Genomic DNA, 13,791 nt, shown 5'->3' on the forward strand with positions numbered 1-13,791 from the left:
GCGACCGGCACCCGCAGCCGGCCCGCGCCGGCGAGCGCGACCGCGACCGCGAGACCGTGCACCGCCAGCGGGTCGGCGGGCGCTCCCACGGCCGTCCCCGTCTCGTCGGCCGGCGCGCCGTGCGACATGTGTACGCCGTGGGCCGCCGCGGTGAAGTCCGGGGCGATCGTCACCACCCGCGCCGCGTCGCCGGCGATGGCGACGAGGTCCGGCAGCGCTCCTCCGGCGCAGTCGAACACCGCGTCCACGCCGGACGGCGCCAGCGCGTGAATCCGTTCGACGAGCCCCGTCCCATAAGTCGCCGGCCGCGCGCCGAGGGAGCGCAGGAAGTCGTGGTTGTGCTCGCTCGCCGTACCGATGACGGTGGCGCCCCGGGCGAGCGCGAGCTGGACGGCGACGGTGCCCACCCCACCGGCCGCGCCCTGCACGAGCAGGGTGTGCCCGGCGCCGACCGCGAGCCGGTCGAGGACCCGGGTGGCCGTCTCGACGGCGCCCGCGGCGCCGCCCGCCTCCTCCCAGCTCCACGTGGCCGGTTTGGGCGCCCAGGCGGCCAGGACGGCGAAGTCGGCGTTGGCGCCGCGCACGGCCGTATGGGTCATCCCGAACACCTCATCGCCGATGCCCACGCCCGTGACGCCGTCGCCGACCTCGTCCACCACGCCCGCGGCGTCAACTCCGGTCCTGGACGGGAACGTCGTGGGCACCACCTCACGCAGTTTCCCCGAACGGATCAGCGTCTCCCCCGGCGAGACTCCGGAGGCCCGTACGGCGATGCGGATCTCACCCGGTCCGGCGTGCGGCGCCGCCACCTCGGCGACGTGCACAACGCTGGGCGGGCCGTACTCGATGAACTGGATTGCTCTCATGCCGCAGACCGTAACGGAGCACCCCGTCCGTTTGACTAAAGTGAGAACGGTGACGGCCCAAGTGATAGCGAAGCTCCGCTCGGACGCCCGTGACAACCGCGCGCGCATCCTCGCCGTCGCCCGCGCCACCTTCGCCGCCGAGGGCGTCGGCGTGCCGATCCGGGAGATCGCCCGGCGCGCCGAGGTCGGTGTCGCGACCGTCTACAGGCACTTCCAGACCAAGGAAGCACTGCTGGCCGAGGCCCTGGCCGAGCAGGTGACCCCGTGCTCGGCGATCGTGGAGGAGGGTCTGGCGGCCGACGACCCGTGGCGCGGGTTCCGCCTGGTGATCGAGAAGCTCATGGAGTCGCATGCCCCCGACCGGGGCTTCGCCTCACGGCTTGCCCAGGCGGCCGGCTTGGCCGTGGAACGCGATCGCACGCTGCGGCTGATGCTCGAACTGGTGCGGCGCGCGAAGGAGGCGGGCCCCCTGCGCGGGGATTTCGTGCTGGAGGACATCAGCCTGGCGCTGATGGCGAACGACGGCATCCGCGCCGAGTCGCCCAGGATGAGGGTGGCGGCCTCGCGCCGCTTCGCGGCCCTGATGCTCCAGTCGTTCCAGGCGAGCCCCGTCCCTGCGCCGCTTCCACCGGCCGTCCGGCTGCCGCTCTCCAGAGGCTGACGTCTCGTTCAGGCGCGAGCATGGAGGGTTCGTCTCCCGCTACGGGCGCAGCTCCAGGGAGATGTCCGGGGACAGCGCGCGGAGGAAGCCGGGCGCGTCGAAGAGTGCGCCGGCCGAGGCGACACCGGCCGTCCTGGTCCGTCCGGTGAGGATGCGGTCGGTCGCTTCCACCACGAGCGGCGCGGTGACGGCGTAGATGTCCCGGCCCCGCGCCACGGCGCGCCGTTCATCGCCCCCGGAGCGTACGACGACATCGACGAGGAACGTCTGCGCGGAACGGCCGCGCTCGTCGGCGCCCGTCGGCGGCGGTGTGTCCGGGGTCAGGAGGTCCGTCGCCGCCTCGACCGTCATGTAGGTGCGCACGTCGGGGATGGACAGGTGGCTGGGAATGGTGACGACGTCGGCCATGGTGAACTCCCCGATGACGGCCTGCGGGCCCATCGGGTCGGGAAAGGGCCATTTCAGCGTCGGCAGGTCGTCATGGTGGTACTCCAGCCGCCCGTTCGCGTAACGGACGTGCCGGCCGTCGCGCCGCTGCCGGGAGATCGCGCCCGCGGCACGCGTCCCGGGAGTGGGGTGCCAGCTGCTCAGCCCGTACGCGACGTGCGCCTCGTCGGCCGTCGTCCAGTCGCCCATCGCGGCGGTGGTCAGCAGGTCGCCGAGGCCGCCGTAGAAGGCCATCGCGGGCAGGATCACCGTTCCCGCGGCGCGGGCGCGCTCGGTGAAGTGCGTGAACGTGTCGAGGTTGGCCTCGATCTCGGCCGCCACATCCAGGTACGGAATCCCGGCTCGCAGCGCCGCCTCGATCACGGGGGCGGCCGTGGTGGCGAAGGGCCCGGCACAGTTGATCACGGCCGCCGCCCCGGCCAGTGCGCGGTCGAGCGAGGCGGGATCCCCGACCGACGCCGGGCGGGCCTCCAGGTCCGGATCGCACGCCCTCAGCTTGGCGGCGTCGCGGCCGGAGAGCAGCGGGACGAACCCGCGATCCAGCAGGTGTGCCACCACGAAGCGCCCGGTGTGGCCGTACGCGCCGAACACCGCCACCGTGAGCCCTGATCCCATGGGTTCTCCCCCGTACTCGACCATCGTCGTCCCGGATATTCTGACGAGAGCGGGGGTCTCGCACGAGTGTCCCGAACGCCAATACCCATACAATTCCAGACATGGGCACTGTCGCGCTGGCCGTCACCGACGGGATGTTGCACTTCGAGTTGTCCTTGGCGTACGAGGTCTTCGAGCTGACCGGCCCACGGTACGACGTCGTCGTCTGCGGACCCGCTCCCGTGCGGGTCGGCCGGTTCCTGCTGGAGCCCGATCACGGCCTCGACCGGCTCTCGCGCGCCGACACCGTGATCGTCCCCGGCTGGGCCGACGTCGACGTGGACCCGCCCGCCGCCCTGGTCGACGCGGTGCGCGCGGCGCACGAGGCGGGCGCACGGGTGGCCTCCCTCTGTACGGGCGCGTTCGTGCTGGCCGCCGCCGGTCTGCTGGACGGGCGGCGGGCCACCACGCACTGGGCGCACGCCCGGGCCCTGGCCGCCCGCTACCCGCGGGTGGAGGTGGATCCGGACGTCCTCTACGTGGACGACGGCAGCGTGCTCACCTCCGCGGGCAAAGCCGCCGCCATGGACCTGTGCCTGCACCTCGTCCGCCTCGACCACGGCTCCTCGGTCGCCAACACGCTCGCCCGCTCCCTGGTCGTGCCCCCGCACAGGGACGGCGGCCAGGCCCAGTTCGTGACCACTCCGGTGCCCGCTCCCGGCCACCACCCGCTCGCCGAACTGCTCCCCTGGGCGATCGAACGGCTGGACCGTCCGCTGACCGTGCAGGACCTGGCACACCGGGCGAACATGAGCTCGCGCAACCTGGGCCGCCACTTCAGGTCGGTGACCGGCACCACCCCGCTGCAGTGGCTGCTGACCCAGCGGATCCGCCACGCCCAGGAGTTGCTGGAGACCACCGACGGCAGCGTCGACGCCATCGCGGCGGCCACCGGCATGGGCACCGCCACGACGCTGCGCCGCCACTTCAGCCGCACGGTCGGCGTTCCTCCTGACACCTACCGCCGCACCTTCCGCTCGCGGACCCGCCCGGGTGGCCCGAACTGACCTTCCTGGTCTTCTCGGGCCCTATCCCTGAGTGAGTCCTCGGGTCGTCACGACCGCCCGCCGAACTGCCAGTTGTGCACCTCGATGGCCGCGTACCGGTCCGCGGTCAGGACGGCCCGCGCCGCGCCGGCGTCCGGCGCCCGGAGCAGCGCCGCCGTGCCCAGCCAGGTGTCGCCGTCGTCGGACAACAGCGGCCCGTAGGCGATCAGCTCGTCCCTGCCGGGTGGCACGTCGATGTCGGCGGCCTCCCCCGAGCCGAAGCCGAACACCAGGTACCGGTTGCCGCCCTCCTCGCCGCCGGCGAACTCCCACATGGTGCGCCCCAGCGTGTTGCGCCATCGGCGCACCAGCACGTCCCGGTACGCGCCGGCCTGGTAGTTCGGCTCGTCGAAGGCGAACGCACGGGCGGCGGCGGAATCGGGGAGGTCGACGATGTGCACGCTGCCGGTGGGAGTCTCGCCGTCGTCGGCCATGGTCGGGCCCCGGGCGATCATCTCCTTCGCGTACCGGTCCATGTAGGACCAGTGCTCTTCCAGCAGTTCGTCGCGCAGTGCCAGCGAGTCGAGACGGTCACGGTGGTAACAGAGGAACTCCATGCCCCTAGTTTTCACCCACGGGCAGTTCCCCCCGCACACGGGGTGGGCGGAAACGATCATTTCTGACCGTCATCAATCAACGAGGGTCATCACGTCTGTCTGGCTGGTCATCGTGACGCGCCATATCCAGGTCGCAAAGCCACGCAACCGTGAGGAGCGGATCATGAACCCAACCCCCGGCCCGGCCCGGCGCAGGCGCCTGCTGGCGATCGCCGCCGCGGTCACCGTCATCGGCGGCGGCGGATTCCTGGCCGTCCATCCCGCCCTGGCCGGCCCCTGCGATCTGGACGCAGGGGCCACCTGCCTCGACGAAGACGCTCTCACCTGGGAGGAGCCCACCGGAGAGAGCGATATGGAAGAGGAGTCAGGCGACACGATGGTCCCCAGCGAGGAGGCCGCCGAGGTCTTCGATCCCGATACGAGCGTCGATCCCAGCGTCCAGGCCGCCGAGGGCCTGCCGTGGGGGCCGAAGATCAACGCCGCCATCGATCTCGCGGCGGCGGCGCTCAGGGACAGGCCCGCCTGCGACAACGCCGTGAGCGGCCCGGCGGGACGCGCGTCCAGGATCTTCGCAGGCGTGGTCGGCAGGCGGCGCATCGTCAACCTCACCTCCCAGACCGACGGCGTGTATCCGGACAATCCAGCGGCTGTGAGCGGCAACAAGATCTTCCTCTATCGTCCGTGGCTCACCGCGCAGGCGGCCAAGGTCCGGCACCGCAACAGCGGCGTCTCGCTCGGCGACGATGGATGGCGCACGGTGATCCTGCTGCACGAGCTGGGGCACCTGACCGGTTCGCTCTCCGGCGACCACTTCGAGATGCCGGGATGGGAGTCCAGGGTCCTGGTCAAGTGCCTGAGGTAGGACCTCCACCCGGGCGGGGCCGGTCAGAGCCCCGCCCGGGCTTCGTTTCTTAACCGGCCTCATACATGGGAGTATCTAAAGTCCTAGGACACTAGATAAATGGAGGAGCCGGTGATCGAGTTCCATCTGGACGGACGGTCAGGCGTCTCGCCCTACATGCAGCTGGTCCAGCAGGTACGGCAAGCGCTACGGCTGGGCCTGCTGCGCGAGGGAGACCAGCTTCCGACCGTCAAAGAGGTGGTGGCGCAGCTGGCGATCAACCCCAACACCGTGCTCAAGGCGTACCGGGAGCTGGAGCACGAAGGCCTGGCGGCCGCCCGGCCGGGGGTGGGGACGTTCGTCACGGCGACGCTGGCCGGCAACTCGCTGGCCGCACACGGCCCGCTGCGGCAGGAGCTACGGCGCTGGCTGGCCAAGGCCCGCAAGGCCGGGCTCGACGACGAGAGCATCGAGGCCCTCTTCATGACCACCTTTCGGACCGCCTCTCAGGAGGACATAGCGTGACATCAGCCCTACAGGCCCAGGGACTGGGCAAGAAGTACGGCAAGCGATGGGCGCTGCGCGACTGCACCATCGAGATCCCGGCCGGGCACGTCGCCGGCATGGTGGGCCCCAACGGGGCCGGGAAGACCACACTGCTGAAGCTGGCCACCGGCCAGCTGGAGCCGACGTCAGGCGGCCTGACCGTGCTGGGGGGCCGCCCGGGGGCCGGCCCCGCGCAACTGGCCAAGGTCGGCTTCGTCGCCCAGGACACTCCGCTGTACGGCGCATTGAGCATCGCCGACCATTTACGGCTGGGGGCCGGCCTCAACCCGCGCTGGGACGCCGCGCTGGCCCGCGAGCGGGTCGCCCAGCTCGGCCTGGAGCTCAGCCACCGGGCGGGGAAGTTGTCGGGAGGTCAGCGCGCCCAGCTCGCCCTCACGCTGGGCCTGGCCAAACGGCCCGAACTGCTCATCCTGGACGAGCCGGTCGCCTCGCTCGACCCGCTGGCCCGCCGCGAGTTCATGCAGGGCCTGATGGAGGCGGTGGCCGCGCACGAGTTCAGCGTGCTGTTCTCCTCGCACCTGGTCTCCGACCTGGAGCGGACCTGCGACTACCTGATCGTGCTCGTCGACTCGCGCGTCCAGGTCGTGGGTGAGGTGGACAAGCTGCTGGCCACCCATCACCGCCTCACCGGCCCGCGCCGAGACCCCGACCGGCTCCCCGCCGACCAGCACGTCGTCTCCGCGCGGCACACCGACCGGCAGAGCACGTACGTGGTGCGCACCGACGCGCCCATCCTCGACCCCGCCTGGACCGTCAGCACTCTCACCCTGGAAGACCTCGTCCTGGCCTACATGAGCAAGCCGGCCCTCGACCGGCAGGCCGCGCTGGAGGTGCGGCCATGATCTGGCTGACCTGGCGTCAGTTCCGCGGCCCCGTCGCGCTGATGACCGCCCTGCTCGTGGTCGTCGGCATCGTCCTGGCCGTGACCGGCCCGACCATGGCCACCCGCTACGCCACCGGGATCGCCGCCTGCGCCAAGGTCGAGACCTGCGACCGCTTCTTCGACAACTTCTTCGACGATTACACGACCCCCTTCCTGGCGGTCACGCTCGTCGTGCTGGTCCTGCCCGGCATCGTCGGCTTGTTCTGGGGGGCGCCGCTGATCACCCGCGAACTGGAGGCCGGCACGCATCTGCTGGTATGGAACCAGAGCATCACCCGCACGCGCTGGCTGACCGTCAAGCTCGCCGTGATGGGGCTCGTCGCCATGGCCGCCGCCTGCCTGTGCGGGCTGGCGGTGACGTGGTGGTCGGCGCCCATGGACAAGTCCGCGCCGCCGGAGTTCGCGCTGATGAACCCGCTGGTGTTCGACGCGCGCGGCATCGTCCCCATGGCGTACGCGGCCTTCATGTTCGTGCTCGGCGTGACCGTCGGAATGGTCGTCCGCCGCACGCTGCCCGCCATGGCACTCACCCTGGCCGTCTTCGCCACCCTCCAGATCGGCATGCCGCTGCTGGTCCGGCCCCACCTGCTCCCGCCCGTCCAGGCGGCCATCCAGCTCAGTACCGCGAACGTGGACGGATTCCGCCGCGGCGGCAACGACCTGCTGGCCCTGGAGCTGACGGACCGGGTGTCTCTCGACACCGGCGCCTGGGTGCTCTCCAGCGCTCTCGTCGATCCGGCCGGACGCACGATCGCGACGGGCGAGTCCCTGCCCGTCTCCGCCTCCTCCGGGCCCTGCAGCCCGCCCACGTCCTCCGGGCAGGGCGGGGACCCGATGTCGCTGTGCTTCGCCGAGCTCAACCGGCTGGGCTACCGGCAGGCGGCGACGTATCATCCCACCAGCAGTTTCTGGCCGATGCAGTGGATCGAGGCCGGGCTCTACGTGCTCCTCACGCTCGGCCTCACGGGATTGTGCTTCCGGTGGATCCGCAGGCGCGTGTCATGAGGCCCAAGACTGTGACGGCCGCACTCGCCGCACTCGCCCTCGGCCTCGCGGTGGCGGCCTGCTCGGCACCGGTGCCGCCCCGGGGGGAGGCGACGGCGCAGACCGGCTCCGTCTGCGCGCGGCCTCAGGGCAGGACGCCCAAGCAGACGCCCACCACCATCGACGTCGTCGAGCAGGCGTACTTCTGCATCCTGGGCAACTACTACAGCGGCTCCAAGCTGGACGCCCGCGTGCTGCTGACCGCCGGGTTCGCCGCCTTGACCCGTGAGCTCGACCGCGGCGGGCGCGACGTGGCCGAGTCCACCATGCCCGCGCTGACCGGCGACAGGAAGGCCGACTGGAACGCCTTCGAGGCGGCCTTCAGGAAGATCGCCGGCAAGGTGCCCGACCTTGACGAGAAGCTGGCCGTCGTCACCCTCGAGGCCATGGTGGCCGGGCTCGGCGACGACCACGCCGCCTGGCAGCACGACCCCTCGCCGACCCACCCGGACCTCTACGACGGCGACCGTTACGGTCTGGGGTTGTCGGCCAGCGTCTCACCCCTGCAGCTGAACGGGGACCCGGAGAACACGCTGCCCCCGCTGTTCGTCACCGCCGTTCTGGGCGGGGCGGCGCAGAAGGCCGGGGTGCGTCCCGGCGACCTCATCGAATCGATCGACGGATCGGCGCCGTTCATCGACGGGAAGCTCACCTCCGCCGCGGTGGCCGCGCTCTATCCCCGCTACCCCGACGAGGACCCGGTCCGGCTGCGGCTCCTGCGCGAATCCACCGGCCGCCGCTGGAGCGTGACGCTGAAACCCGACCTGTTCCAGCCGGATCTCGCCGCCCTGCAACTGGTGCGTACGAAGCTGCTGCGCGACTCCGTCGCCTACGTGCAGATCGCAGCGTTCGGGCCCCAGGTCGCCGACCGGGCGCTCAAGGCCGTCGCCAGGCTCGGCACGCTCACCGGGATCGTCCTGGACCTGCGCGGCAACACCGGCGGCAGCCCGGACGAGGTGAACCGGCTGCTCGGGGCGTTCGCCCATAACAAGATCACCGCCTACCAGTGCTCCGTGGACGGCAAGTGCACGGCCATGCGGACCGACAACGGCGTCACCCTGCTCAACCTGCCCCTGGCCGTGCTCACCGATCGCGGCTGCGCCTCGGCCTGCGAGCACTTCAGCGCCGCGGTCAAGGACCTGCGTCTCGGGCAACTCGTCGGCACCCGGACCGCGGGCGCCGTGTCCGGGCTTCAGCAGCCCTATCTCCTGATGAACAACAGCATCCTGGGGTTCCCGTCGAAGCACCACCTCGGGCCCAACCGGGAGCAGATCGACAAGGTCGGCGTCTCCCCCGACCACTATCTCCCCCTGACCGCCGGGGACGTGGCCGCCGGACGTGACCCCGCCCTGTCCAAGGCCCTTTCGCTGCTGCCCACGTAAGGACGTCGTCATGGTCAAGACCTTTGTGGCCGCCGGGCTGGTCGTCCTCACCGCCGCCGCCTGCACCGCGCCCGCCGCGCCCCGCACCGATCCCGCCGCATTCAGCAGCGCGTCCGCCCTGGTGGGCAAGCCGGCGACGCTGCCCGCGCCGACCGGCCCGCACCCCGTCGGCGCCACCCTCCTGTTCCTCAAGGACACCTCGCGTCCCGACCCGTGGGAGCCCACCGCGCCGGCCAGAGAGCTCAAGGTCACCCTGTGGTATCCGGCGAAGACGCGGGCGGGCGAACGGGCGCCGTACACCTCGGCCAAGGAGTCCGAGCTGCTGCTGAAGGCCGCGAGGGTGGGGACCGTGCCGTTCGACCTGTTCAGCAGGACGCGGACCAACGCCGTCAAGGACGCGGAACCGGCCGGGGAGAAGGGCGGGCTGCCGCTCGTCGTGCTCTCCCCCGGCTGGACCAAGCCCGTCAGCACGCTGACGTCGCTGGCCGAGGAGCTGGCCAGCCAGGGTTACGTGGTGGCGGGGATCGACCACCCGTACGAGAGCTACGCGACGGCGCTGCCCGGCGGGCGGATCGCCGAATGCGTCGCGTGCGACTTCGACACGGACCCGGGCTTCGACACCAGGGTGGTCCAGTCGCGGGCGGCCGACGTCTCCTTCACGCTGGACGAACTGATCGACAGGTATCCGGAACTGATCGACCGCTCGCGGATCGCGATGGCGGGCCAGTCGATCGGCGGGGCCGGCGCCGTGGCGGCCATGGTGAAGGACTCCCGGATACGCGCCGGGATCAACATGGACGGCACCACGTACGCCAGGATCCCGAAGAAGGACGGCCTGTCACGGCCGTTCCTGCTGCTCGGCAACCCGGAGCACGTGCCCGGGGGCCGCGACCACTCCTGGGATCGCGACTGGAAGCTGCTGACCGGCTGGAAGCGGTGGCTCATGGTCTCCGGCGGTGATCATCAGAGCTTCACCGACTTCCCCGCGCTGGCCGCCTCGGTCGGTCAGCGGGCCGGTGGCACGCTGACCGCCGCCCGGGCCGCGGAGCTGACCCGTACCTACGTGACGGCCTTTCTCGATCTGCACCTGCGGGGCAAGCGGGAGCCGCTCCTGGACGAGCCGTCGCCGCGCTACCCGGAGGTGAAGTTCTGCGGCCGGTCCTGAGGTCCCGTCCCGTCCGCGGCCGGCAACGGCGGCCAGGCCTGCAGCGTCAGGTCGACCATGGCGTGCAGTTCCGCACGGGACACGCCGCCGGCCGCCTGGACGGAGATGCCGTAGGAGATGGCCCAGACGTAGCCGCGGGCGCGGATGAGCTCGATCACCGTGCCGGCCTTGCGGTCGTCAGGGAGACGTTCCAGAAATCGGCGTAGCGGCCGCCGCGGCGCAGCAGCTCGTCGTGGCCGCCTTCCTCCACGACCCGGCCGCCGTCCAGGAAGACGATGCGGTCGGCCCGCTGGACGGTCCGCAGCCGATGCGCCACCATCACCACCGTCCGCCCCGCCATCAGACGCTCGATCCCTTCGTGCACGGCGGCCTCGTTCAGCGGGTCGAGGGCGGAGGTCACCTCGTCCAGCAGCACGATGGGCGCGTCCTTCAGCAGCGCCCGCGCGATCGAGACCCGCTGGCGCTCCCCGCCCGACAGCAGCGCGCCGCCCTCGCCGACGTTCGCCGCCCATCCGCCGGGCAGCCGCTCGATCACCTCGTCCAGCCGCGCCGCGGTCGCCGCCGCCCGCAGCTCGGCTTCGCCTGCGCCGGGACGGCCGAGACGCACGTTCTCCTCGATCGTGCCGTCGAAGAGATAGACGTCCTGGAAGACGATGGCGATCCGCGCCATCAGCACCTCGGTGTCGATGGCGCGTACGTCGGCGCCTCCCACGCGCACCGCGCCCGCGTCCACGTCGTGGAAGCGCGCGAGCAACTGCAGCAACGTGCTCTTGCCCGCGCCCGAGGGCCCGACGACGGCGAGCCGCTGCCCCTGCGGCACGGACAACGACAGGCCGTCGATCACCGTGTGGTCGTCGCGCCGGAAGGTGACGGAGTCGAACTCGAGGTCGTGGCGTTCCGGCTGGATCGGCTCCAGAGGTTCCGGCAGCGGCTCGGTGCGCAACACCGTGTCGAGTCTCACCAGCTCGGAACGTGCGCCGCGGAGCCGGCCGCCGATCTCCGACAACGACAGCAGCGGGTCCGCGCACCGGGCGGCCAGCACCAGGATCGCCAGGATCTCCGCCGCGCCGATGTTCCCGCCGAGCGCGAGGTAGGAGCCCAGGACCAGCAGCACGGTGAACATCGCCTGCACCGTGAGCGTCAGGCCCAGCGCGCCGGGCAGCGCCGACAGGACGGTACGGCGGGAGGCGCGCTGAAGCTCACGCAGCGAGTCGTCGAGCAACCGGAAACGTTCGCCGGTCCTGCCGCCCGCGCGCAGCACCGGCTGGGCCTGGAGATACTCGATGACGCGCCCGGTGGCCTCGTGGTCGCGTTCGGCGCGCTCGGCGTCGGCGGCGGCCATCGAACGTCCCGCCCGGATCTGCACCACCGCCACGACCGGCACGGCGACCAGCGCGGCCAGCCCCATCTGCCAGTTGAAGGCGAGCATCACGACGACGATCGTCAGAGGGGTCACGCTGGCGGAGACCAGCGGGGCCAGCAGATGCGCGATCACGCTCATCGCCTGCAGGACGCCGCGGCTGGCCAGGACGGACACCTCGCCGACACGGCCCGCGCTGTACCAGCCGATGGGCAACCGGCCCAGATGATCGCCGAGCCGATGGTACATGCCGCGCAACAGCGTGGTCCCGACGCGGAAACCGGACAGATCGCTGACGTAGCGCAGCACCGCGTAGAGCGCGACCGCGCCCCCGAAGGCGATCAGCCAGGGCCAGGCGTCCGCGGGAGTGCCCCCGAGCAGGGCTCGCAGTACCGGAACCAGCAGGGCGTAGGACAAGCCCTCGACGACGGCGGTCGTCGTCATCAGGGCCACGGTGCGTCGCACCGGCCGGGCGTACTGGTGTCCCAGCACGCGCAGCAACATCCGGATCATCGCTCGTCCTCTCGCGGTAGGCCGGCGGTCGCCGATCGGTGGGATCGCCAGAACGCGGCGAACTTTCCGTCCTGTGCCAGCAGTTCGGCGGGCTTGCCTCGTTCGACGATCGACCCGTTCTCCAGCATCACGACGGTGTCGGCGTCGGCGACGGTCTCCAGGCGATGGGCGATGACCAGGATCGTCCGGTCGCCCTCCAGCGTCGCCAGGGCCCGGCGTACCGCCTGTTCGGTCTGCGGGTCGGCGAACGCGGTCGCCTCGTCGAGCACCAGGACGGGCGTGGCGGCGAGCAGCGCCCGTGCGAGCGAGATCCGCTGTGCCTCGCCACCCGACAGCCCGGTGTCCTCACCGATGACCGACTCGTACCCGCGCGGCAGCTCGACGATCCGACCGTGCACGCCGGCCAGCCGGGCGGCGCGGACCACGTCCTCGCGGGCGGCCTGCGGCACCGCCAGCGCGATGTTGTCCGCGACCGACGCGCGCAGCAGGCGGACGTCCTGGAAGACGAAGGAGACCATCCGGTAGAGCTCCCGGCTGCCGATCTCGCGCAGGTCGACCCCGCCCAGGACGACCGAGCCGTGGGCCGGGTCGAAGAAGCGCGGCAACAGCTGAACCAGCGTGGACTTCCCGCTTCCCGACGGCCCGACGACCGCGGTGACCGTCCCCGGTTCGAGCACCAGGTCGATCCCGCGCAGCACCTCGTGATCGGCGTCGTAACCGAACCGGACCCCACGCAGCTCCACCCGGTGGCCTCGTGGTGCGACCGGGCGCGCGGGCTCCGGCAGCGACCGCACCGCGAGCACGTCCCGGATCCGGCCGACCGCGCGCCGGGCGCCCTGCATGTCGTCGAAGCCGTGGCCGAGAGCGGCCACCGGAGCGGTCAGCCCCAGTCCGAGCAGCAGGAAGGGCAGCAGGTCTGCCGGGGCCATGCCCCCGGTGGTGATCAGGGCCGCGCCGCCGATCAGCACGACCAGCAGCACGAACGGCGGCGACAACGCCACCTGCATCCCGGCGGCGATCCCGGACAGACCGCGCACCATCAGGAAGAAGCTGCCGATGAACTCGTCCACGGCCGCGAGGAATCGGCGATGGGCCCGCTCGCCTCCGCCGAACGCCTTGACCACCGCGATGCCCTGGACGAACTCGACGACCGAACTCGCGATCCCTCCCATGGCCGCGTCGAACTCCTTCTGCTCGCGCAGCCTGGCCGGGGCCATCATCAGCGGGACTAGCGCCACTGCCAGCACGACCGGTATCAGCGTGATCAGCGTGAGCCGCCAGTCGACGGAGAACAGGTAGATCAGCGACACCAGCGGCACCACGAACGCCGAGACGAGTTCGCCGGGGGTGTGGGCGATGAACGGGTGCACGGCGCTCACGTCCTCGCCCACCACCTTGGCCAGCTCGCCGGTCCTGCGCCGCGAGAACCAGCCGATCGGCACGCGCCCCAGCCGCTCGGCCAGCCGCCGGCGGAAGGCCAGTTGCACCTGGCCGTCGACGATGTGCCCGATTCCGGATGACGCGGCCGTGAACAGCAGCCGGACGAACAGACCGGCCGCGCCCGCGACCACGACGAACCAGACATGACCGTGATCGATCGGGCCGGGCGACAACAGCGTACGACCCAGTTCGACGACCGCCAGCAGCGGCGCCAGACCCGCGACAGCGCCGATGACCTGCAGGATCGCGACGACGGCGAAACTCGGGAGATGAGGGCGCAGCAGCCCCGCCAGGCTCGGCCCCTCCGCGTCCGGTGGCACTGTGGATCGCTGCTCCCTCGCCTCGGCAAGCCCGGTGGTGGCCAT

Annotated in this window: 14 protein-coding genes; 8 read left to right on the plus strand and 6 right to left on the minus strand. The window is 71.5% G+C overall.

Translation table 11 applies throughout. The annotated features are described in order from the left end of the window. Positions 1 to 866: NADP-dependent oxidoreductase (locus ACFPZ3_RS66310; RefSeq protein WP_379524631.1), on the minus strand; the 866-nt coding region annotated here is incomplete at its 3' end. Positions 867 to 915: 49 nt separating this feature from the next. Between ACFPZ3_RS66310 and ACFPZ3_RS66315 the strand changes: the two genes are divergently transcribed. After that, positions 916 to 1,527 (plus strand): TetR/AcrR family transcriptional regulator, encoded by a 612-nt coding sequence (locus ACFPZ3_RS66315; protein ID WP_379524632.1) that lies wholly within the window; start codon positions 916 to 918, stop codon positions 1,525 to 1,527. 39 nt (positions 1,528 to 1,566) lie between these two features. On the opposite strand, the gene ACFPZ3_RS66320 is transcribed toward ACFPZ3_RS66315, so the two are convergent. Beyond that, positions 1,567 to 2,589, minus strand: a complete 1,023-nt coding sequence (locus ACFPZ3_RS66320) for a saccharopine dehydrogenase family protein (RefSeq protein ID WP_379524633.1) — start codon at positions 2,587 to 2,589, stop codon at positions 1,567 to 1,569. A 101-nt stretch (positions 2,590 to 2,690) separates the two neighbouring features. Between ACFPZ3_RS66320 and ACFPZ3_RS66325 the strand changes: the two genes are divergently transcribed. Beyond that, complete coding sequence (locus tag ACFPZ3_RS66325) at positions 2,691 to 3,635, plus strand: helix-turn-helix domain-containing protein (protein WP_379524634.1); 945 nt, start codon at positions 2,691 to 2,693, stop codon at positions 3,633 to 3,635. 47 nt (positions 3,636 to 3,682) lie between these two features. Here the strand turns inward: ACFPZ3_RS66325 and ACFPZ3_RS66330 are convergent, their stop codons facing one another. Beyond that, positions 3,683 to 4,231, minus strand: a complete 549-nt coding sequence (locus ACFPZ3_RS66330; RefSeq protein ID WP_379524635.1) for a YciI family protein — start codon at positions 4,229 to 4,231, stop codon at positions 3,683 to 3,685. A 163-nt stretch (positions 4,232 to 4,394) separates the two neighbouring features. Between ACFPZ3_RS66330 and ACFPZ3_RS66335 the strand changes: the two genes are divergently transcribed. The 6 genes from ACFPZ3_RS66335 (at position 4,395) to ACFPZ3_RS66360 (ending at position 10,113) form a co-directional block, all read left to right on the plus strand. Then, a complete protein-coding gene (locus ACFPZ3_RS66335; protein ID WP_379524636.1) occupies positions 4,395 to 5,093 on the plus strand; it encodes a hypothetical protein in 699 nt (232 codons plus the stop codon). A gap of 111 nt (positions 5,094 to 5,204) precedes the next feature. Further along, positions 5,205 to 5,597, plus strand: coding sequence for a GntR family transcriptional regulator (locus ACFPZ3_RS66340; protein ID WP_379524637.1), 393 nt, complete (start codon positions 5,205 to 5,207; stop codon positions 5,595 to 5,597). Beyond that, entirely contained in the window at positions 5,594 to 6,481 is an 888-nt protein-coding gene (locus ACFPZ3_RS66345; RefSeq protein WP_379524638.1) for an ABC transporter ATP-binding protein, read from the plus strand. The genes ACFPZ3_RS66340 and ACFPZ3_RS66345 overlap by 4 nt, the downstream gene beginning before the upstream one ends. Continuing rightward, positions 6,478 to 7,527, plus strand: a complete 1,050-nt coding sequence (locus ACFPZ3_RS66350) for an ABC-2 transporter permease (protein ID WP_379524639.1) — start codon at positions 6,478 to 6,480, stop codon at positions 7,525 to 7,527. Before ACFPZ3_RS66345 ends, ACFPZ3_RS66350 begins: the two co-directional genes overlap by 4 nt. Then, on the plus strand, positions 7,524 to 8,948 hold the full coding sequence (locus ACFPZ3_RS66355; RefSeq protein WP_379524640.1) for a S41 family peptidase: 1,425 nt from the start codon (positions 7,524 to 7,526) through the stop codon (positions 8,946 to 8,948). Before ACFPZ3_RS66350 ends, ACFPZ3_RS66355 begins: the two co-directional genes overlap by 4 nt. A 10-nt stretch (positions 8,949 to 8,958) precedes the next feature. Next, entirely contained in the window at positions 8,959 to 10,113 is a 1,155-nt protein-coding gene (locus ACFPZ3_RS66360) for an alpha/beta hydrolase family protein (RefSeq protein WP_379524641.1), read from the plus strand. Here ACFPZ3_RS66360 and ACFPZ3_RS66365 read toward each other — a convergent pair. From ACFPZ3_RS66365 to ACFPZ3_RS66375, 3 genes are read right to left on the minus strand one after another with little or no spacing between them, the layout of a single operon-like run. Next, a complete protein-coding gene (locus ACFPZ3_RS66365; protein ID WP_379524642.1) occupies positions 10,080 to 10,271 on the minus strand; it encodes a hypothetical protein in 192 nt (63 codons plus the stop codon). The genes ACFPZ3_RS66360 and ACFPZ3_RS66365 overlap by 34 nt on opposite strands. Further along, positions 10,268 to 11,986, minus strand: a complete 1,719-nt coding sequence (locus tag ACFPZ3_RS66370) for an ABC transporter ATP-binding protein (protein WP_379524643.1) — start codon at positions 11,984 to 11,986, stop codon at positions 10,268 to 10,270. Before ACFPZ3_RS66370 ends, ACFPZ3_RS66365 begins: the two co-directional genes overlap by 4 nt. After that, on the minus strand, positions 11,983 to 13,791 hold the full coding sequence (locus ACFPZ3_RS66375) for an ABC transporter ATP-binding protein (protein WP_379524693.1): 1,809 nt from the start codon (positions 13,789 to 13,791) through the stop codon (positions 11,983 to 11,985). The genes ACFPZ3_RS66370 and ACFPZ3_RS66375 overlap by 4 nt, the downstream gene beginning before the upstream one ends.

Source organism: Nonomuraea insulae (genome assembly GCF_042656245.1).